The following is a 20,472-nucleotide window of genomic DNA, read 5'->3' as shown; positions in this document are numbered from 1 at the left end:
TCGCCGCGCTTCTCGCCGGGCAGGAGCACGACTTCCTCGATCAGTGAGCGCAGTTCCTCGGCGGCAATGCGGCCATCGTCGTCATCGTGCAGCGCATCCGTGAACCGCTCGACGCGCTTGTGATAGATGCTGGCGATATTGGGATGCACGTCCGGCGTGTCGGGCGGAACCTGCAACTGGCGGGTGACGATTTCAGCCTTCTGCCGTTCCAGCTCGTCCATCCGCGCTTTCATCGAAGGCTGATACATGCCGTCCTCGATGGCCGCGATTATCCCGGCAATGGCCTTCTCGATCTTGTCCAGCGCCCTGCGGTCCTGCTCTCCTTCTGCCCTGCGCGCACGATTGAGGCGGTTCATTTCCTCGGCGAAAGCCCGGACAGTTTCCTCGACAGCACGGCCCGAGATCAGCCGGTCCCTGAGGCCGGACAGCACGCGTTCCTCGATCTTTTCGCGGGTGATGGTCCTGTTGTTGTCGCAGGTGCCGCGCCGGTGATGATTGAGGCAGCCATAACGGTCGCGCATGATGAGACCGTATTTGCCGTAGCAGCAGCCACAGGTCAGCAGGCCGGAAAGAAGGGAAACGGGCCGCTTCTTCTCATGGAGCTTGCGGGCCTTTGCCTTCCTGATGCCATCGACGGTCGCCTCGAACCGGACGGCAATATCCTTCTGCCGCGCGCGAACCGCGTTCCAGAGCTCATCATCCACAATGCGCAGATGCGGAACCTCGGTTCTGATCCATGCAGTTTCCGGGTTGATGCGAGACACGCGCCTGCCGGTGGACGGGTCTTTCACGAACCGCAGCCGGTTCCAGACCAGCACGCCCGTGTAAAGCTCGTTATTGACGATGCCGGTGCCGCGCGAGACATGACCGCGAATGCTGGTATCACCCCATGCCCGACCAAGCGGGCCGGGAACGCCATCGCGGTTCAGATCGACGGCGATGGCCTTGGGGCTTTTACCGGATGCAAACTCGCAAAAAATGCGTAGGACGATCTCGGCTTCCTCGCGGATGATCGCCCTGTCACCACGGATCGGCTCGCCATTGCCGTCCAGCTTTTTCACCACCCTGTAGCCGTAGCAGAGACCACCGCCCGCCTTGCCCTTTTCCACCCTGCCCCGCAGGCCGCGATGAGTTTTCATGGCAAGGTCTTTGAGGAACAGCGCGTTCATCGTGCCTTTCAGCCCGACATGAAGCTCCGAGATTTCGTCCTCGGCCAAGGTGACGATGGTGACGCCCGCGAATTTCAGATGCTTGTAGAGGGTCGCCACGTCCGCCTGATCGCGGCTGATCCGGTCCAGCGCCTCGGCCAGCAGGATATTGAACTCGCCTTGCTGCGCATCGCGCATCAGGCGCTGGATGCCGGGCCGTAGGATCGTGCTGGCACCGGAAATCGCCGCATCCTCATAGGAACCGACGATCTGCCACCGTTCCCGCGCCGCATGTTCGCGGCAAAGCCGGAACTGGTCCTCGATGGACGCCTCGCGCTGGTTGTCAGACGAATAGCGGGCATAGAGGGCTGCGCGGGTCATGGTGTTGGCCTCCGTTGGATTAATCCTTGATGGCATCCTGCGGCATCGGCGGCGCATCCGGTGCCCGGTCCAGAAGCCGGGTGAGATCGCCCCGCCGTGCCGCCCCGGCGTGGGCTTTCATGAAATCAGCGGCGGTTTCCACCGCACCGATCTTCTGCGCAACCGCCGAGACAATCCACTGGTTGAGCGACACGCCGTCCTCATGTGCCAGACGCGCCGCCGTCTCCTTGAGCGACTGCGGCAGTTGCAGCGGGTATTTGTAGCGTTGGGTCTGCGTCATGTGTTCAGCCTCCTGACGATCTCTCCCGGCGTTGCAATGGTAACACCCACCGCAAGCGCCGGGCGGAAATCCTTGACGTTATGCGTCACGATGGCCTCGGCCTGCCCGTTCAGCGCGGCCTCCAACACCATCTCATCGGCGACATCCGACAGCATGGGGCGCGTTCGAAACGAGATATCGACGCCCTCGGATACGGCGGCAAGCGCGCTCATCACCGCTGCGACGTCCTCCAGGCTGTGCGCCGTCGCCTGCCGGATTTCCTCGCGGCTCAGCACCGCCTCATATTCCAGAAACAGCGCCGTCGAGCAAAGCGGTGTCAACATACCTCGATCAACGAACCGCAGGAGCAAGTTGCTCGCCCCGTTCCGGCTGCGGAAGGCAGCCACGATCACGTTGGTGTCCAGAACCAGTCTCATGGCAAACAATATGGGGACATCCCATAAGATGTCAATGTTGCGCCCAACGAAAGAACATGCCCGGCACTGCCACCCACGGGAAATATGGACGAAGCGCGCACCTCTTGGTCAATCCTCATCACCCGCATCCTGTCCGGCCCCATCGCGAAGTGGCGGCCTGTTGTCATTTGCGGCCTGCAACGTCGCGAAATGCTCCCGCGCGATCTGCGTGCCGATTAGCCGGGCGATGGTGAGCACCACCCTGTCGAGCCGCTCGGACGCATCGACCGCATGACCGTCATTCCGCCCATCGGGCGGGCGATTGTCGTTTGCCGGTCTTTCTCGTCCGGGATGTTTCCCATCATCGACCATGGCCCACCTCTACCTCTGGCCGCCATCCGGCAGGATCGGCGACCCAGCGGTCGAGGTCGGATTCCTTCCACCCCGCGCCGTTGGTGCTGATCCTGAACTTTGCAGGGAATGTACCCTCCGCCATCTTGCGATAGATGGTGGACCGCGACAGGCCGGTGCGGGCAAGAACGGTCTTCAGGCGAACGATACGATCTGGTTGACGCATGGCTGATCTGCCTCCTGCTGGTGATTTCTGACGATTGCAGAGGCCAGACAGGCCAGTGAATTATCGTTGTGCAACTGATATTTAGCCAGCGTAGGGCTGTGGCGTAGAAACGGCGGCAAATAGGAAAACCCTACAACCCCGGACCAGCGCCCTGCCGGGGGCGATGCCGTGACGAAGACGGGTTCGGCATCGGGATTACAGCCTGAGTCGGACCTGATGCCGGACTCCTGCTTGCAGTTGGCGCGCAGGGATTCCAGTTGCGGATCACGTTGCGGGCTGCTCACTATGTCGCCGATGAGGGATTTCGTGGGGCTTTGCAGCCCCGTGCCGCTGGGGAGCAAGAACAGGAAACGGCATGACGCCATTGTCGGACGAAGCGCTGCCAGCGCGTCAACGTGAAGTACAGCGCTTGCTGGGGCGATGTCTGCTGCGGTTGCAGCAATACGAGCGCCTGATCAAGGCTATTGTGGCGCATCATGAACTCACCGGGCCGCCTCATGCGTTGGAGACGATCCGGGCGGCGCGGATCGCAGACAGCGCGCGCAAAACACTCGGCACGCTGATCGGCGATCTGCTCGGATCGTATCTTGCACCCAACGAGATCGGCGACACACCCAAGGACCTTCCCGATTGTCCAGCGGAACCCGTTATGGTCAGTTTCCGCATAGGTCTGAGCCTGTCGGACGCGGATTTCGCCCGGCTAAAAAATGAACTCCGGGAACTGGTGGCGCTGCGAAACGACCTTGTTCACCATTTCATCGACCGGCACGATCTATGGAGCGTGGATGGATGCCTTCGCGCCTCTGATGCTCTGGTCGCCGCCTACAGCCGTATTGACCAATACTTCGAACAACTGCGGGGATGGGCGGAACATATGGAGCAAACCCGGCGTCTGGCCGCAGAGTTCGCCCAGTCGGATGCGTTCCGCGATCTGATCGTCAACGGCATCGCCCCGGACAGCACTGTGTTTTGGCCAGTTGCAGGCATCGTCAGCGCCTTGCGGGAGGCCGCCGGTGAATTGGCCGTCGATGGATGGGCATCCATTGCGGAGGCAGGAAGGTGGATTGCCGAGCGGTTCCCGGAACAACTCCCTGCGAAATACGGGTGCAGCAGTTGGCGGCAGGTTGTGCATGAATCGCGAATCTTCGATCTTCGGTACTTCGAGATCAACGGGCAGCGTTCGGCCCGATACCGGGAAAAAGAAGGCACCGCGAACACAGGCTGAAATAGGTTTGCGAGGCGGCAGTCCCGAACGGCAGGTTCCAGGGAAAGTATCGCTGCCATCCGCATTTCCCAAAGTCAGCCCAAATCCGGCGCGCTATTTTACAATCCGATACTTCGGCCTCTGCCGAGGCCGTGACTGAGGGCGAGTTGCCGCCCCAGCCTCATCCCTGAGTCAAAATCCATGCTGATTCCGAGTTGCCTCTTGCGGCCTTCGAGCAAGGATTCCATCTGCGCATCGCGCTCAAGGCCCATCGCCATGTTGCCCATTTCTTTGCGTGCAGCCTTGTAGCCGGAATAGTCACCCGCAGCATATTGCCGGTCGCCGGTCTGTTTGAGGTCCCGCCAGCGTTCCACGAAGCGGTCGGCGCGCAATTCGGGGTTCTGGCGCATCTCGGTTTCCTGTTGCACGGCCTGCCTTGCGGGCATGGCGCGCTCACGATCCCCCGAAGCCACATCCGTGGCAAACGCGGGGTTCCGCTTGTAAACCGCCTCGGCATCGTGGGAACCGTGGGGCCGCAGATCGTTGAAGGCCGCACGGGCCTCGTGCAGTTCCTGCACCTGTCCGGGTGTCGCGGCCATGTCCTGCGCCTGACCCTTGAAGATCGCGTCCACGGCACGGGCATGACGGACAAAAGCCCGGCCACGGGCGCGGCGCAATGCGGCCTCCGCGTCTTCCCCGATCTGCTGCTCCGCCACCGGCTTCCCGGTCCGTTCCCTTTCCCGGCCAGTTCCAGCCTCGGGGCCAGGCACGCCGTCGCCGGGGGAACGCACCCTGTCCAGAATCCCATCGACAGCATCGCGCACCCGTTCCGGTATCAGCCTGCGCATGATCTGGGCAACGCGGGCACGGAAGCTGATGCCGCGCCGCTCGGCATAATCCTGCGCCGGGTCGAACTGCTCGTAATCCGTGGCCATGTCCTTGGCCCGATCCCGCGACAGGGTATTCACCAGCCTGTCCTGACTGGCGAAGTCGTCGCGGCCAAAATGCAGGTCGATGCTGTCGCGGTGCCGCGACAAGGCGACATAGCTACCGTGGGCGTCCATGCCCGGCGTTGCCAGCACATGCGTCCGGTCCACCGTCATGCCCTGCGCCTTGTGGATGGTCGCCGCATAGCCGTGGTCGATGCGGTCGTAGTCTTTCAGGTCGAAAGTGATGGACCGGCCATCGTCAGTCTGCGCCGTCATACTCTGCGCGCTGACTTCCTCGATAGTGCCGAGCGTTCCATTCTTCACGCCAAGCCCGCGCTCGTTTTGCAGGAACATGACGCGATCCCCGGCGGCGAAGCTGCGTTCGCCGCGCTCGACGGTGACGCGCACGTCTTCGCCCAGATCGCCAGCCTCCCGCATCCGGTAGCGGGCCGCCTCGTTGAGCTCCCGCACCTCGGCATTGGTGTGGGTGAGGATGATGCGGCTGCTGTCCGGTTCTGCCTGCCGATTCCGGTCCCAGCCGTCGATCAGATCGTCGCGCGCCTGTTCCCGGCTTTGCGCCGCATGCACCATGCCATGCGCGTCATAGGCATGAATCGCCGCGCCCGTCCTGCCGGTTGCCAGATCGCGGGTGGAATCCCGCTGCCAGTCCTCGCGCTGGCGGCGAACCTCGCCAATCTCCGCGCCACCGTGCCGGTCGTGGATCGAGCGGAAGGCCGCGCCCGCCTCGATGGATTGCAACTGCTGCGGATCGCCAACCAGAACCACCTTTGCGCCAGCCTCGGCGGCATGGGACAACACCCGTTCCATCTGCCGCGTGCCGACCATGCCCGCCTCGTCGATGACAAGCACATCGCGGCTGGTGAGCATGTCGCGGCCATTCTGCCAGCCATGTTCCATGCTGGCGATGGTGCGGGATGCAATGCCCGATCCGCTTTCCAGATTCTCGGCCGCGATGCCGGACAGCGCCACGCCGCGCACCTCATAGCCTGCCGCCTCCCAAGCCTCGCGCGCGACACCCAGCATGGCGCTCTTGCCCGTCCCGGCATAGCCGACAACAGTGCCAAGATCGCGCCCGTCCGTGACATGCGCCAGCGCCTCCGCCTGCTCGCCCGACAGGACAAGGCCACGCTGTTCGGCGCGGGCCAGTGCTGCCTCTCTGTCCCTGCCGCTGACCTCGTGCCGCTCCTTTCCGGCCATCATCTCTGCGGTGCGGTGCAGGCGCTGTTCCGCCTCGATCATATCGCGGGTGGTGAATCTGTCGTCGTCGCGTCCGTCCTGTCCGAGTTCGACCAGATCGGGCGCGTTGCGCATCGCGCCCATCACCTCGTTATACTGCTCGATGCCGTCGCTGTGCCGATGCGCGAACATCGCCATGTCGCGGCGCGTGAAGGTCGATTGCTGCTGCGTGATCGCGTCCAGCGCCACCGATGGATCGGCGATGATCCGGTCGCCATTGTTGCGGGCAATCTCGCGGTGCAGTTCGGCGCGATCCGCTACGTCCAGCCCTTCGCCTTCGATGCGCTGCGCGGGTGCGCCGATCTGGCTTTGCGGTTCCAGTCCGATGCCCTGCGCCTCAAGGCTGCGATGGTCAATCCGCGCGTCGATGTCGAGTTCCGCCAGCCGCTCGTTGACATGTTCGGCCCAGCGTTCCCGCCAGCGCTCGACCATTTCCGTGCGGTTCCAGTTGCGCACCTTCGGGCCGAAACCGTTCTCGTCCACGCTGCGCATGGTCAGCATGACATGGGCATGAGGCTTCGGCATCCCGTCCTCGCCGATGTCCCAATGCACATTGAGGTCCGCGATCATGCCCTGATCGACAAATTCTGCCTGCACGAAGTCGCGGGCAAGCTCGATGCCCTGCGCCCGTGTCATCTCGCGGGGGATGGCAAATTCCACCTCACGAGCAAGCTGGGCGTCCTTGCGGACCTCGAACGCCTCGACATCGTTCCAGAGCCGTTCGCGGTCGCCAAGATGCTCGGGCGCACCCTCTGGCAACATGACCTCGGAATGGACGACACCGCGCTTGGCGGAAAAGTCCTGCACACGGTCGATGCGCTCATCGCGCATCCGCGAGGCCGCGCGGTAGGCGGCGGAAGCCACCGCGCTCGATCCGGCCTTGCGGCCGATGACCTTGACGTGGAGATGATAGATAGCCATGCGGCCATCATCAGCACGGCAAAGCGCACGTCGGAACGACGTATAAGCGCGCCCTCCCTCGAAAAAATCTCGGGATGGACCGGCCCGTGCCACACCGTCCCGGCAACATTACTGCCTTCTGCTGTCCGCGCAACTATCATCGTTGCATCAACAGCTTGTAGGGATGATGGAGGCCGCAATGCGCAAACCACGGGACTATGACGCGGAACTGAAGGCGCTGGAAGACAGGGCGCGGGAATTGAAAGCGCTCAAGGTGACAGGGCTTGGCGAACTGGTGATCGCTACCGGAGCCGATGCCCTCACCGCCGATGAACTGGCCGGTGCGCTCGTCGTGCTGGCCGAAACCAAGGACGCCGGGAAGAGGGAGGCGTGGGCCAAGCGCGGCGCGGCTTTCTTTCGCGGCAAGTCGCGGCGATCTTCATCAGCGCCTGACCGCGACAGTGGCGGCGCTCAAACGCAACCGGGCGGCGCGCAATCGGCATCAGGCGGCGCGGGCGCGACATGACATGCGCACATGGCAGGTCGAACGCCGCAAGCGCACCCGGCATCTGATCGAACTCGGCGGCCTTGTCGTCAAGGCCGGGATCGTAGACCTGACCGGCGACGACCGCGCCATGATCTACGGCGCGATGATCTGGATGGCCGAAAAGCTCAACAGCGAGGACGGTGAACGGGCGCGCGAACTGTGGGCCGAAAAGGGGAAAGAGGCGTTCGCGGTGGAACCTCCGGCGGATACACATGACGGAATCCAGCCGCCGCAGGATCGGGCATGACCGATGGCGGGCGGCGCGGAGACCCAACATATCGCAGCGCCGACCGCCATCGCGCGGCAAGCCGCCATGCTCCGCCCGATGACGCCATGTAAAGCAGCGCATTCACGACCTCGCGCAGGTCCGTCTTGCGGGGGCGGCCGATCCGCTCGGCGTCGGCATCAACGGCTCGACCAGCGCCCACTCCGCGTCCGTCAGGTCGCTTGCGTAGCGACGGCAGCGCGGTTCATAGTGAGGGCGAGCGGTTTCGGTCCAGGGCATAATGATCTCCGTCGAATCTCAGCAATCCGACAGAATCACAACCCGCTGAAATCACTCACCTCTTTTTGGAGCAGACACTAATTTGTCAAAGAGCTGAGGCACCAAGGCCGTTCCTTGCTTGCGGAAATCAGAGGGCGACATCCCAGCAATTTTGCGGAAGCTTTTGTTGAAGGCGCTGAGAGACCCAAAACCGCTATCCATAGCGACATGCAAGATGTTGGCGTCTTTGTTGAGCAGCCTTGCCTGAGCATAAGAAAGGCGCATGAGGTTCAAGTAATCGTTCAATGTCATACCAGTCGACTTCTTGAACTGGCTCATCGCATATTTCGGATGTAGGCCGGCGGCAGCAGCAATGTCGTTACATTCGATGTTATCGAGGAAATGTTCCGCAATGAAAGCAGACATCAGACTGATTTTGCGGGACGAAAATTGCTCCGCAGTTTGAGCCGGAGAAATATCATCTTTGACGCGGGGGACCAATTGGAAAGGTTCGAAACGCACCCGCTCCAGTCGAAGCAGTAACTCGCTCACCGCCTGTTGCGCTCGTAGCGGATCACCCGATCTATTGTAACGGTCCCAGCGTGGAAAATTGGCGACATCTGAAGCGTCTGTTGCCTTAATGAGCAGGGTAGAGCCCGCAATCAGCCGGCGTTGGACTTCGCCTGGCAAACGCAGCCGGAAAAAATGCACCAGAGGAAGATGCGCGCCGGCGTAGATCGGATCAGTGGAAGCGTCGTCCATATGATGCGGCAGTCCGCCCCAAAACAGCGCCATATCGCCAGCGACCAGACGCAGGTCATAGTCAGCCATGCGATAGTGCACCCAACCGCGCATGATAAAATTGACCTCGACCTGCGCATGCCAATGGGGTTGGCGCATAACCAACGGCGGGTGATGAAACGTCTGCAGTACGCTCGGAGTGCCCTCCACACTGTTGGCGTTTAGCTGATAGTAGGTGCGTCCGCTAACCTTACCTTTGGACAAGTTTATCGCCCTTTCGGCCAAGACAGCCGTTGCCCATCCCGTAAAATTCAGGCGCTCCGAGAGGAAGAGCAATCGAAATGGGAGGAATCATGCGCACCATCATCGGGTGTGCCGCGCTGACACTTTTGACCAATTTTAGCGCGAGCACGGCATTCGCACAATCAACGGAAATCAGGATCTGGAGCTGGAATATCGCGGCATCATCGCTGAAAACGACCGCAGCCGAGTACATGAAGCAACATCCAGACGTGAAGATCATCGTCGAGGATTATGGCAACGCGCAGGTTTTTGACAAGACGCTGGCTGGATGCGCCGCAGGCGGTGTTGGCTTGCCTGATATCGTCACCATTCAGAATGGCGACGCGGAAAGCTTCTGGAGCCAGTTTCCAGACTGCTTCACCGACCTGAAGGCTTTGGGTTATACGCCTGAGGTTCAGGCCAAGTTTCCGCAATTCAAGCGGACCGAACTGGAAGTTGGAGACAAGGCTTATGCCATGCCGTGGGACACTGGTCCTGTCGTTATGTTCTACCGGCGCGATCTTTATGAAAAGGCTGGTGTCGATCCCGCCACGATCGTTACCTGGGATGATTTTATCGCCGCCGGCAAGAAGATATCTGAAGCCAATCCGGGCGTGGTGATGAGTCAGGCCGACCTGAATGGCGACGACGAATTCATGCGCATGATCGGTAACGAGCAGGGCTGCAACTACTTCTCGGATGACGGGAGCGAAATCACGATCAACCAGCCTGCCTGTGTTTCAACGCTGGATACGATAAAAAAGCTCAAGGATACTGGAACCATCTCTGCCGCAAAATGGGATGAGAAAATCCAGTCGGTCGTCGCCGGCAAAGTGGCCACCCAAATGTATGGTGGCTGGTATGAGGGCACGTTGCGCACCAATGCTCCTGATTTGGCGGGCAAGTGGGGCGTCTATACCATGCCGAGCGTGACCGCCGATGGCCTGCATGCGGCCAACGTTGGTGGATCGGCTCTGGGTATCACCTCGATTTCCGCGAACAAGGAAGCTGCCTATGCGTATCTGAATTACACGCTTGGCACCAACGAAGGGCAGATCTCCATGCTCAAGGCTTATGGGCTTGTGCCTTCGTTGATCTCGGCCCTCGACGATCCTTATGTGCACGAGAAGCAGCCCTATTGGGGTGACCAAGCCATATGGGTAGACATCCTGTCCGGTCTGCCGAGGATCAGGCCGTCGCGCGGCACGGCTTTCTATCAGGACGCTAAGTCGGCCTACCGCACTGTTCAGGTGAAATATCTTGAAGGCGGATACCCTGATGCCAAGACGGCGCTCGACGATGCGGCCAAGCAGATCTCGTCCGCTACCGGACTGGAAATCGCCCACTAGGTTTGTTGGGTAGTCAGGTCTTCTCCCGCCTGACCCTAGCCGCGCAATCCCGCATTTTTGCGGGATTGCAGCGTGCTGCAGAAAATAACCTTTGGGCTCCAAAAAACTAAAGGAGACGACATGCGCAGCAACAACCGCACAGCTTACGCATTTCTGCTGCCCTACCTATTGATCTTCTTGGCTTTCTGGGTTTGGCCAATCATCAATTCATTTATTATCTCGCTACACGTGACGCGGGTGAACCCTTGGAGGTTTGCGCCGCTGGCAAACTGGTCGCGGCTGTTCAATGATCCAGACTTTTTTAACGCGCTGAAAAACACGCTGCTGATCCTGGTTATCCAGGTTCCGATAATGATCGCGCTGGCGACGTTGATGGCGGTGCTGCTGAATTCGCAGGCGCTCAAGGCCCGCGGTCTGTTCCGTTTTGCTTTTTTTGCGCCAATCGTCGTTGGTGAAGTCGCGTATGCGGCTGTTTTCAGGCTCATGTTCACCGACGATTTCGGTGTCGTCAACAAACTGCTTGAAACAGTAGGGATCGGCGGCATTAGCTGGTTTACGAGCCCAACCGCAGCAATGGCTGTCATTATTATGGCGGTCACCTGGCGCTGGGCAGGCTATAACGCGATCATCATCCTTGCTGGTCTGCAATCTGTTCCTGAAGACGTCTACGAAGCGGCAACGCTCGAACGGATATCCAAGGTAAAACAGTTCTTCTATATCACGCTGCCGCTACTGAAACCGATTATCACCTTCTGCGCTGTGATGTCGATCATTGGCGCTATGCAGCTCTTTGCCGAACCTTTCCTGATCACGGACCGTGGCGGACCAGGGTCAGCGACCGAAACGCTCGGTGTGCTGCTTTATCGGCAAGGCTTCACCTCGGGCAACTTTGGTTATGCCTCAACCATCGCGTATGCAATCGCTGCGTTGGCTGTGGTGATCTCAATGGTTCAACTTTGGCTGACTAGGGAACCGAAATGAGCAAGTCTAGACAACAGCGACTGCGGGCCATTGGCCTGCACGCACTACTCATCCCGCTCGCGCTAATCTGGGTGTTCCCGTTATGGATGATGGCAGTGTTCGCCACATTGCCCGACCACGCGATCTTTTCGCCCAACATTGTTCTGTGGTTTGGCACAAGCTTCTTCGACAATATCAGCAACCTGCAGGCAGATACCGATTTTCTGCGCGCCATGTTCGTATCGATTGTCGTCGGCATCATCTATACCATACTGTCAGTCATGCTGACGGCCATGGCCGGGTGGGCACTGGTGCGGTACCGGTTCTTTGGCAAATCACTGGTACTGGCCATTCTTCTAGGCACGATAACGTTGCCCTATTTCGTCGTCGTGATCCCGCAGTTTGTGATGGTTGCGCGCGATTTCGGGCTGGGCAACACTTGGTTTGCTTTGATCGGTCCGCCGCTATTCTACTCGCTCGGCGTTCTTTTCATGCGACAGGCTTTCACGATGATGCCCGCCGAGCTTTTCGACGCAGCTCGTGTCGAAGGTGTCAGCGAATGGCGCATCTTTTTCCGTGTCGCTCTGCCTCTGGCCCGACCAACGATGGCGGCGCTGTCGATCATCCTCTTCCTCTACAGCTGGAACAACTATCTGTGGCCGCTGCTGATCTCCAGTGATCGTACCATGTTCACTGCGCCGGTCGCACTGGGTAGCCTCATTGGGCCGAGCAAGGTCAGTTGGGGTGGCATCATGGCAGGAGCAGTGCTTCTAACCGCTCCGATGATCGCCGTTTTTCTTCTTTTGCAACGTCATTTCGTGGCCGGCATCACTGCAGGCGCGGTCAAGTAGGGATTGGAACCATGGTTGGTCTTTCGCTCAAATCAGTCGTTAAGCGCTACGGCGCGATAGAAATAGTCAAGGGTGTCGATATCGAGATCGCCTCTGGTGAGTTCGTTGTTTTCGTCGGCCCATCTGGCTGCGGCAAGTCTACTCTGTTGCGCATGGTCGCGGGCCTGGAGGATATTAGTAGCGGCGAGATGCGCATCGGCGATCGCGTCGTCAATGATGTCGAGCCGGCCGACCGTGGTATAGCCATGGTGTTCCAGTCCTATGCGCTTTACCCGCATATGACCGTCGGCCAGAATCTCGCCTTCGGTCTGCGCATGAACGGTAACCCGGAAGAAGACACCAATCGCCGGGTCAAGCACGCCGCAGAGATATTGCAGATCGGTCACTTAATGGAGCGCCGCCCAAAAGCGCTATCAGGTGGCCAGCGCCAACGAGTTGCTATCGGACGCGCGATCGTGCGGGAGCCGCAAGTATTCTTGTTCGATGAGCCGTTGTCCAACCTTGACGCGGAGCTCAGGGTGCAGATGCGCGTCGAGATCGCGAGGCTGCACAAGGAGCTGGGCGCGACCATGATATACGTTACCCACGACCAGACCGAAGCGATGACGCTGGCGGATAAGATCGTCGTCCTGCGCGGTGGTAATGTAGAGCAGATTGGCCGCCCGCTAGACCTTTATGACAATCCGGCCAACATGTTTGTTGCCGGTTTCGTCGGCTCGCCGAAGATGAACTTCCTTGCCGCGAGAGTAGTCAATGCGGCTGCCGGCGCTGTGACCGTTGAGCTGGTCAACCAAGGCGGCGCACACCTGACCCTGCCTCTGAAGGACATACCGACGCCGGGAACGGATGTAATTTTGGGGCTGCGGCCGGAGCATTTTGCTTCTGCCGGCGCGGGTGATTGTGACATCGTGCTCAACGTTGATGTTGCCGAGCATCTCGGCGCCACAAGCTATGTCTATGTTGGCACGGGAACAAAAGAGCCGCTGATTATCGAACGCCACGAATTCCGTTACGTCGACGATAAGCGCCTCACGGTTGGTATCCCGGCGAAACGCGCTCTATTGTTCGCCAAGAATGGCGCGCGCCTCTACTAACAAAGGACGAGCCTAGAGAGCAGGGCATCGTCCAGCATTTTCGCATCGACTATGGCACTGTCATAATAGATACGAAGATCAAAACATTACCTATTCGAAATGCGTTCTTTGCCATGCAGAGTAGTTCTGCCATGGCACTCTTGTGTCTGCAAAAAACATGAAGGGATGAATTAGATACTATGCGTGCGGTGCAAAAAATATCTGATGACTGGGTATTCCACGATCATTTCGTTCCTGAATTGATCGCGGAACTGTGGGATGGTGAGGCAGTTTCATTGCCACACAATGCAGTGAAACTTCCCTTCAACTATTTTGACGAGAAGTGCTATCAGCACGCATTCATCTATCAGAAGAAGCTGCCATGGCAGACGGCGTTCGAAGGTAAGGAAGTTGTCCTGCGTTTCGATGCCGCTATGGCCGACGCCGTCGTCTGCCTGAACGGCAAACAAGTGGCCGCACATAAAGATGGCTATACGCCGTTCGAGGCCAGGCTGACTGACCTGCTGGTGAACGGCGATAATCTGATTACGGTCAAGATCGACGGCAGCGAGAACCCGGAAATTCCGCCGTTCGGCGGGATGATCGACTATCTGACCTATGCTGGCATTTACCGCGATGTGTGGCTTGAAATCCGGTCCTCAGTCTCGATTGCCAAGATGAAGGTCGAGACAGGCAATGTGCTTGAAGCGGCCAAGTCGGCATCGGTTCGCTGCTGGTTTGACAATCCTCAAGACCTCCCACTTGAAGGCGTTGTCGTTGCGACGCTTAAAGATGGAGAGGGTAGCGCTATAGTTGCCGTATCGGCTCCGCTCGACGGCGCATCGGCGCTGTTGCGGTTTGATAACCTGACCGGTCTTGCTCTGTGGGATATCGACAATCCGGTTCTCTATGAGATTTCCGTCGAACTTACGACAACCTCCGGCACCGATCAGATTTCGAGCAAGTTTGGTTTCAGGACTGCCGAATTTACCCCGGACGGCTTTCTTCTGAACGGCAAGCCTCTGAAGCTGATGGGACTCAATCGCCATCAGTCATTTCCCTATGTTGGTTACGCCATGGGCCGGTCAGCACAGGAACAGGATGCCGAACTGGTGAAGCGGGTGCTGAAGTGCAATGTCGTGCGCACCTCGCACTACCCACAATCCACTTACTTCCTCGACCATTGCGACCGCATTGGTCTGCTCGTGTTCGAAGAGATCCCGGGCTGGCAGCACATTGGCGGCCCCGCCTGGAAGGCGGAGTCGGTCGAGAATGTCCGCCGTATGATAGAGCGCGACTGGAACCATCCCTCGATCATTATCTGGGGCGTTCGCATCAATGAATCGCAGGACGATCATGACTTCTATACCGAGACCAATCGCCTTGCTCGCGAACTTGACCCGACCCGCCAGACGGGCGGTGTTCGCTATATCGATGAAAGCGAGTTGCTTGAAGACGTTTATACGATGAACGACTTCAGTCAGGGCTCCGAAGAACTGCCCGGCAACAACCGCCCACACGTCGCGCTGCGCAACCAGCGCGAGGTAACCGGACTATCAAAGGTGGTTCCCTATCTGGTGACCGAATTCAACGGCCACATGTATCCAACGAAACGAACTGACCAGGAGCAGCGTCAGGCCGAGCATGTTTCACGCCATTTGCGTGTGCTTGATGCGATGCATGGCGACCCGAACGTTTCAGGTTGCATCGGCTGGTGCATGTTCGACTACAACACCCACCAGGAATTCGGCTCAGGCGATCGCATCTGTTATCATGGCGTTATGGACATGTTCCGCGAGCCGAAGTTCGCGGCCTATGCCTACATAAGCCAATGTGACCCCTCCGATGAAGTCGTCTTGAAGCCTGTGACCTATTGGGCGCGAGGAGAGCGCAATATTGGCGGCGTGCTGCCGTTGATCATTTTGACCAATTGCGACGAGATCGAGTTTCGCTACGGCAACCAGTTGTCCAAGCGGGCAGGGCCTGATCGCCAGAACTATCCGCATTTGCCGCACCCGCCGATTGTCTTTGACGAGCGCCACTTCCGGCCTGAAGAGATGGGCCTTTGGGGTTCGAGTTGGCAGGACGGAACATTGGTTGGCTACATAAACGGCGAGGCAGTCAAGGCAGTTCAGATGTCTTCAGCTCCTGTGCCGACGACGCTGCAGGTCGAGGCAGATCAGACCAGTCTGAACGCAATGGAAAGAGATACTGTGCGCGTTATCGCGCGCGTTCTCGATCAGACCGGCAATGTCCTGCCGTATCTCGAAGGGTCGATGGAGGTCGATGTTGCGGGTCCCGCAATACTTCTTGGACCGAATATCGTTCCCATTCGTGGTGGCATCGTCGGGTTCTGGCTACAGGCGAATGGCGAGCCGGGAGACATCGATATTGGTGTTTACTGGCCGGGTTTGGGCGGGGAACGCATCCGTGTTGTGTCCGTCGGACTGTAGCTTGGCAAACACCCCGGCGCTTTCCTGTCCGGGTGACGTTGCCCCCTTGAATGCCCTCGGTTTGAACTGGACTCCGTCGAAAGGAGACGGAGATGAAGAGAAGCCGGTTCACGGAAGATCAGATCATCGGCGTGCTGAAGGAGCACCAGGCGGGAATCCCGACTGCAGAGCTGTGCCGCAAGCACGGGATCTCGGAGGCAAGCTTCTACAATTGGCGTAACCGCTATGGCGGCATGGAAGTGTCGGACGCCCGGCGGCTGAAGAGCCTCGAGGACGAGAACCGCAGGCTGAAGAAGCTGCTAGCGGAATCGATGTTGGACGTCGCGACGCTGAAAGAAGCGCTGGGAAGGTTCTGACGCCCAGGACAAGGAAGCGCTTCGTGGCTTGGGCGATCGAAGAGAAGTGCTATTCGCAGCGGCGTGCCTGCGGTCTGATCGGGCTCGACCCGAAGACCTACCGCTATGCGTCGCGGCGACCGGACGATGCCGCCGTGCGGACGCGGCTGAAGGAGCTGGCGCTTGAGCGGCGGCGGTTCGGCTATCGGCGGCTGCACATCCTACTGCGGCGGGAAGGCATCGAGCTGAACCACAAGAAGCTGTTCCGGCTCTACCGGGAAGAGCGGCTGACGGTGAAGAAGCGCGGTGGTCGCAAGCGGGCGCTGGGCACGCGGGCGCCGATGACGCTGCCGCAGGGACCGAACCAGCGGTGGAGCCTGGACTTCGTCTGCGACATGCTCGCCGATGGCAGACGCTTCCGCATCCTGGTGGTGGTCGACGACTTCACCCGCGAGTGCCTGGCGCTCGTGGTCGACACGTCACTGTCGGGCATGCGGGTGGCGCGGGAACTGGACTCCATCGTCGAGACGCGCGGTCGGCCGCTGATGATCGTCTCCGACAACGGTACCGAACTGACGTCGCGAGCGATCTTGCAGTGGCAGGAGGACCATCGCGTCGAGTGGCACTACATCGCGCCCGGCAAGCCCACCCAGAACGGCTTCGTCGAGAGCCTGAACGGCCGCTTCCGCGACGAATGTCTCAACGAGCACCTGTTCCGCGGCATGGCTGCTGCACGCCGTATCATCGAACAATGGAGGATCGACTATAACGAACACCGGCCGCACACGAGCCTGCGTGGCCTCACGCCAAACGAGTGCAACCCGGTCCAGATCGAACCACAAGGAGAACAGAGTCCAGTTATGAACGAGGGCTGATCGGGGGCAACGTCACGGGGCTTTGTGTTGTTTGCCGATTTCGGTGTAAGCTGTTGTTACACTTCGATTTCTAGCGAATTATGACAGAAGTGGTTGCGGGGGCAGGATTTGAACCTGCGGCCTTCAGGTTATGAGCCTGACGAGCTACCGGGCTGCTCCACCCCGCGTTATTCGTTTTGTTTTGCATGCAAAAGGGCCGCTTTGAGGGCGGCCCGTTATCGGCTTGGGCCGAGGATTGTTTTGAGAAGACTGATTGATTGCCTTTAGCAGACCTGGCAGCGACCTACTCTCCCGCGTCTTAAGACGAAGTACCATTGGCGCTGGGGCGTTTCACGGCCGTGTTCGGAATGGGAACGGGTGCGGCCACCCCGCCATAACCACCAGGTCGGCTAAGGGCAATCAATTGAGAAGCTGGTAGAAGGGGTTACCTTCGTTTGTCTTTGTTTGTGAACACGCCTGGCATCACCGCCTCTTCTTGAGGCTGGTGAGCATGAACAATGAGAACGATCAAGCCAATCGAGCTATTAGTACCGGTAAGCTTCACACATTGCTGCGCTTCCACACCCGGCCTATCAACGTGGTCGTCTTCCACGGCTCTCAAGGGAATACTCGTTTTCAGGTTGGTTTCCCGCTTAGATGCCTTCAGCGGTTATCCATTCCATATATAGCTACCCTGCTATGCCCTTGGCAGGACAACAGGTCCACCAGAGATATGTCCATCCCGGTCCTCTCGTACTAGGGACAGATCCTGTCAATATTCCTACACCCACGGCAGATAGGGACCGAACTGTCTCACGACGTTCTGAACCCAGCTCACGTACCGCTTTAATTGGCGAACAGCCAAACCCTTGGGACCTGCTCCAGCCCCAGGATGCGATGAGCCGACATCGAGGTGCCAAACAACCCCGTCGATATGGACTCTTGGGGGTCATCAGCCTGTTATCCCCGGCGTACCTTTTATCCGTTGAGCGATGGCCCTTCCACGCGGGACCACCGGATCACTATGACCGACTTTCGTCTCTGCTCGACTTGTCAGTCTCGCAGTCAGGCGGGCTTATGCCATTGCACTCGACGACCGATTTCCGACCGGTCTGAGCCCACCATCGCGCGCCTCCGTTACTCTTTCGGAGGCGACCGCCCCAGTCAAACTACCCACCATACACGGTCCCGGATCCGGATAACGGACCGCGGTTAGACATCCATGACGATAAGGGTGGTATTTCAAGGATGGCTCCACAGAAACTGGCGTCCCTGCTTCAAAGCCTACCACCTATCCTACACATGCCGACACGAATGCCAGTGTAAAGCTATAGTAAAGGTGCACGGGGTCTTTCCGTCTAACCGCAGGAACCCCGCATCTTCACGGGGAATTCAATTTCACTGAGTCTGCGTTGGAGACAGCGGGGAAGTCGTTACGCCATTCGTGCAGGTCGGAACTTACCCGACAAGGAATTTCGCTACCTTAGGACCGTTATAGTTACGGCCGCCGTTTACTGGGGCTTCGATTCAAAGCTTGCACCTCTCCTCTTAACCTTCCAGCACCGGGCAGGCGTCAGACCCTATACGTCGTCTTGCGACTTCGCAGAGCCCTGTGTTTTTGATAAACAGTCGCTACCCCCTGGTCTGTGCCACCCCAAAACACTTGCGTGCCTTGGGGTCACGCTTCTTCCGAAGTTACGCGTGCAATTTGCCGAGTTCCTTCAACGCAGTTCTCTCAAGCGCCTTGGTATGCTCTACCTGACCACCTGTGTCGGTTTCGGGTACGGTCTATACGGTGGAGCTATTTCCTGGAACCGCTTCCCTGCCCACCCAATCCAATAAGGATGAACAAGTTACGCAATCCGTCACTACCACCAGGCCCACGAATATTAACGTGGTTCCCATCGACTACGCGTGTCCGCCTCGTCTTAGGGGCCGGCTAACCCTGCTCAGATTAACTTTAAGCAGGAACCCTTGGTCTTTCGGCGAGGGAGTCTCTCACTCCCTTTATCGTTACTCATGTCAACATTCGCACTTCCGATACCTCCAGAGGCCCTCACGGGTCCTCCTTCGCAGGCTTACGGAACGCTCCGCTACCACTGGACTTGCGTCCAATCCTCAGCTTCGGTGCATGGCTTTAGCCCCGTTACATTTTCGGCGCAAAACCCCTTAATTAGACCAGTGAGCTGTTACGCTTTCTTTAAATGATGGCTGCTTCTAAGCCAACATCCTGGTTGTTTTGGGAGTCTCACATCCTTTCCCACTTAGCCATGACTTGGGGACCTTAGCTGGAGGTCAGGGTTGTTGCCCTTTTCACGACGGACGTTAGCACCCGCCGTGTGTCTGCCGACTAGTACTCCTCGGTATTCGGAGTTTGGTTAGGATCAGTAAGACGGTGAGTCCCCATAGCCCATCCAGTGCTCTACCCCCGAGGGTATTCGGTCGACGCTCTACCTAAATAGATTTCGCGGAGAACCAGCTATCTCCGAGTTTGATTGGCCTTTCACCCCTAGCCACAAGTCATCCCAATCTATTGCAACAGATGCGGGTTCGGTCCTCCAGTTGGTGTTACCCAACCTTCAACCTGCTCATGGCTAGATCACTCGGTTTCGGGTCTAATGCAACTAACTGAACGCCCTGTTCAGACTCGCTTTCGCTGCGCCTACACCTACCGGCTTAAGCTTGCTAGTTACACTAAGTCGTTGACCCATTATACAAAAGGTACGCCGTCAGCCTTGCGGCCTCCGACTGCTTGTAGGCAACCGGTTTCAGGTTCTATTTCACTCCCCTTGTCGGGGTGCTTTTCACCTTTCCCTCACGGTACTTGTTCGCTATCGGTCATGCACGAGTACTTAGGCTTGGAGAGTGGTCTCCCCATGTTCAGACAGGATTTCACGTGTCCCGCCCTACTCAAGGACAATGCCTGTTCTACGTGTACGGGGCTATCACCCGCTAAGGCCGGACTTTCCATTCCGTTCCACTTTATTCAGCATTGCCACTGGCCTGGTCCGCGTTCGCTCGCCACTACTTGCGGAGTCTCGGTTGATGTCCTTTCCTGCAGGTACTTAGATGTTTCAGTTCCCTGCGTTCGCTTCTTACCCCTATGTATTCGAAGGTAAGATACCTTATTTCAATGCTTGGAAACCTGAACTGTTGTCCTCACGGCCGAAGGCCTGCGGACGGCGCGCCGGATAACCGGCGACGGCCTCTGGCCTTGCGAAGTCTTCGACTTCGTTTGCCCAAAAGCCAACAGAACAGATTTTCCAAGCATTTAAGGTGGGTTGCCCCATTCGGAGATCCATGGATCAAAGCTCATTCGCAGCTCCCCACGGCTTATCGCAGCGTATCACGTCCTTCATCGCCTGTGCATGCCAAGGCATCCACCAATTGCCCTTACGACACTTAATCGTTCTCATTGTCTATGCTCACCATCTAGCCGCCATCCCAACAGGAATGCCGGCGGGCAGGGCTA

General features: G+C 58.6%; 14 protein-coding genes, 1 tRNA gene, 2 rRNA genes and 3 pseudogenes. 9 read left to right on the top strand and 11 right to left on the bottom strand.

Going from position 1 to position 20,472, the window contains the following annotated elements; all coding sequences use genetic code 11:
* Positions 1-476: 476 nt before the first annotated feature.
* From MOE34_RS20020 to MOE34_RS20000, 5 genes and pseudogenes are all read right to left on the bottom strand, one after another.
* A pseudogene (locus tag MOE34_RS20020) lies at positions 477-1,529 on the bottom strand (recombinase family protein); the annotation flags it as partial.
* A gap of 19 nt (positions 1,530-1,548) precedes the next feature.
* Positions 1,549-1,809, bottom strand: a complete 261-nt coding sequence (locus tag MOE34_RS20015) for a toxin-antitoxin system HicB family antitoxin (protein WP_160788210.1) — start codon at positions 1,807-1,809, stop codon at positions 1,549-1,551.
* The gene (locus MOE34_RS20010; protein ID WP_242219168.1) at positions 1,806-2,225 is read right to left on the bottom strand and encodes a putative toxin-antitoxin system toxin component, PIN family; all 420 of its coding nucleotides are present in this window, start codon (positions 2,223-2,225) and stop codon (positions 1,806-1,808) included. The genes MOE34_RS20015 and MOE34_RS20010 overlap by 4 nt, the downstream gene beginning before the upstream one ends.
* 108 nt (positions 2,226-2,333) lie before the next feature.
* Complete coding sequence (locus MOE34_RS20005; RefSeq protein WP_160788212.1) at positions 2,334-2,576, bottom strand: hypothetical protein; 243 nt, start codon at positions 2,574-2,576, stop codon at positions 2,334-2,336.
* On the bottom strand, positions 2,566-2,781 hold the full coding sequence (locus MOE34_RS20000) for a helix-turn-helix transcriptional regulator (protein ID WP_160788213.1): 216 nt from the start codon (positions 2,779-2,781) through the stop codon (positions 2,566-2,568). The genes MOE34_RS20005 and MOE34_RS20000 overlap by 11 nt, the downstream gene beginning before the upstream one ends.
* Positions 2,782-3,136: 355 nt before the next feature.
* On the opposite strand from MOE34_RS20000, the gene MOE34_RS19995 reads away from it, so the two are divergent.
* On the top strand, positions 3,137-4,006 hold the full coding sequence (locus MOE34_RS19995; RefSeq protein ID WP_170299625.1) for an OST-HTH/LOTUS domain-containing protein: 870 nt from the start codon (positions 3,137-3,139) through the stop codon (positions 4,004-4,006).
* A gap of 98 nt (positions 4,007-4,104) precedes the next feature.
* Here MOE34_RS19995 and traA read toward each other — a convergent pair whose 3' ends face one another.
* Positions 4,105-7,092 (bottom strand): Ti-type conjugative transfer relaxase TraA, encoded by a 2,988-nt coding sequence (gene traA, locus MOE34_RS19990; RefSeq protein WP_242219167.1) that lies wholly within the window; start codon positions 7,090-7,092, stop codon positions 4,105-4,107.
* A gap of 178 nt (positions 7,093-7,270) precedes the next feature.
* On the opposite strand from traA, the gene MOE34_RS19985 reads away from it, so the two are divergent.
* Positions 7,271-7,597, top strand: coding sequence for a conjugal transfer protein TraD (locus MOE34_RS19985; RefSeq protein WP_215281027.1), 327 nt, complete (start codon positions 7,271-7,273; stop codon positions 7,595-7,597).
* Between the two features lies 1 nt (position 7,598).
* Positions 7,599-7,865 (top strand): conjugal transfer protein TraD, encoded by a 267-nt coding sequence (locus MOE34_RS19980; RefSeq protein ID WP_215281030.1) that lies wholly within the window; start codon positions 7,599-7,601, stop codon positions 7,863-7,865.
* A 58-nt stretch (positions 7,866-7,923) separates the two neighbouring features.
* Here the strand turns inward: MOE34_RS19980 and MOE34_RS19975 are convergent.
* Positions 7,924-8,123, bottom strand: a pseudogene (locus tag MOE34_RS19975) (transposase); the annotation flags it as partial.
* 51 nt (positions 8,124-8,174) lie between these two features.
* Complete coding sequence (locus MOE34_RS19970) at positions 8,175-9,113, bottom strand: helix-turn-helix domain-containing protein (RefSeq protein WP_187593247.1); 939 nt, start codon at positions 9,111-9,113, stop codon at positions 8,175-8,177.
* Between the two features lie 83 nt (positions 9,114-9,196).
* On the opposite strand from MOE34_RS19970, the gene MOE34_RS19965 reads away from it, so the two are divergent.
* From MOE34_RS19965 to MOE34_RS19940, 6 genes and pseudogenes are all read left to right on the top strand, one after another.
* Positions 9,197-10,474, top strand: coding sequence for an ABC transporter substrate-binding protein (locus MOE34_RS19965; RefSeq protein WP_242218602.1), 1,278 nt, complete (start codon positions 9,197-9,199; stop codon positions 10,472-10,474).
* A gap of 120 nt (positions 10,475-10,594) precedes the next feature.
* Positions 10,595-11,455: a carbohydrate ABC transporter permease gene (locus MOE34_RS19960; protein ID WP_187593227.1), complete on the top strand. Its 861-nt coding sequence runs from the start codon at positions 10,595-10,597 to the stop codon at positions 11,453-11,455.
* Complete coding sequence (locus tag MOE34_RS19955) at positions 11,452-12,285, top strand: carbohydrate ABC transporter permease (protein ID WP_160788202.1); 834 nt, start codon at positions 11,452-11,454, stop codon at positions 12,283-12,285. The genes MOE34_RS19960 and MOE34_RS19955 overlap by 4 nt, the downstream gene beginning before the upstream one ends.
* Positions 12,286-12,296: 11 nt before the next feature.
* Entirely contained in the window at positions 12,297-13,379 is a 1,083-nt protein-coding gene (locus MOE34_RS19950) for an ABC transporter ATP-binding protein (protein WP_160788203.1), read from the top strand.
* Between the two features lie 179 nt (positions 13,380-13,558).
* Entirely contained in the window at positions 13,559-15,811 is a 2,253-nt protein-coding gene (locus MOE34_RS19945; protein ID WP_242218604.1) for a glycoside hydrolase family 2 protein, read from the top strand.
* A gap of 92 nt (positions 15,812-15,903) precedes the next feature.
* Positions 15,904-17,010: pseudogene (locus tag MOE34_RS19940) on the top strand (IS3 family transposase).
* A gap of 101 nt (positions 17,011-17,111) precedes the next feature.
* Here the strand turns inward: MOE34_RS19940 and MOE34_RS19935 are convergent.
* The 3 genes from MOE34_RS19935 to MOE34_RS19925 all read right to left on the bottom strand — a co-directional run bounded on the left by MOE34_RS19935 (position 17,112) and on the right by MOE34_RS19925 (position 20,408).
* A tRNA-Met gene (locus MOE34_RS19935) sits at positions 17,112-17,188 on the bottom strand.
* Positions 17,189-17,291: 103 nt separating this feature from the next.
* Positions 17,292-17,406 (bottom strand): 5S ribosomal RNA (rrf, locus tag MOE34_RS19930).
* 118 nt (positions 17,407-17,524) lie between these two features.
* Positions 17,525-20,408 (bottom strand): 23S ribosomal RNA (locus tag MOE34_RS19925).
* Between the last annotated feature and the right edge of the window lie 64 nt (positions 20,409-20,472).

This window comes from Shinella zoogloeoides, from assembly GCF_022682305.1.
GTDB lineage: Bacteria > Pseudomonadota > Alphaproteobacteria > Rhizobiales > Rhizobiaceae > Shinella > Shinella zoogloeoides_B.
This window is presented reverse-complemented; position numbering and strand designations above follow the sequence as displayed.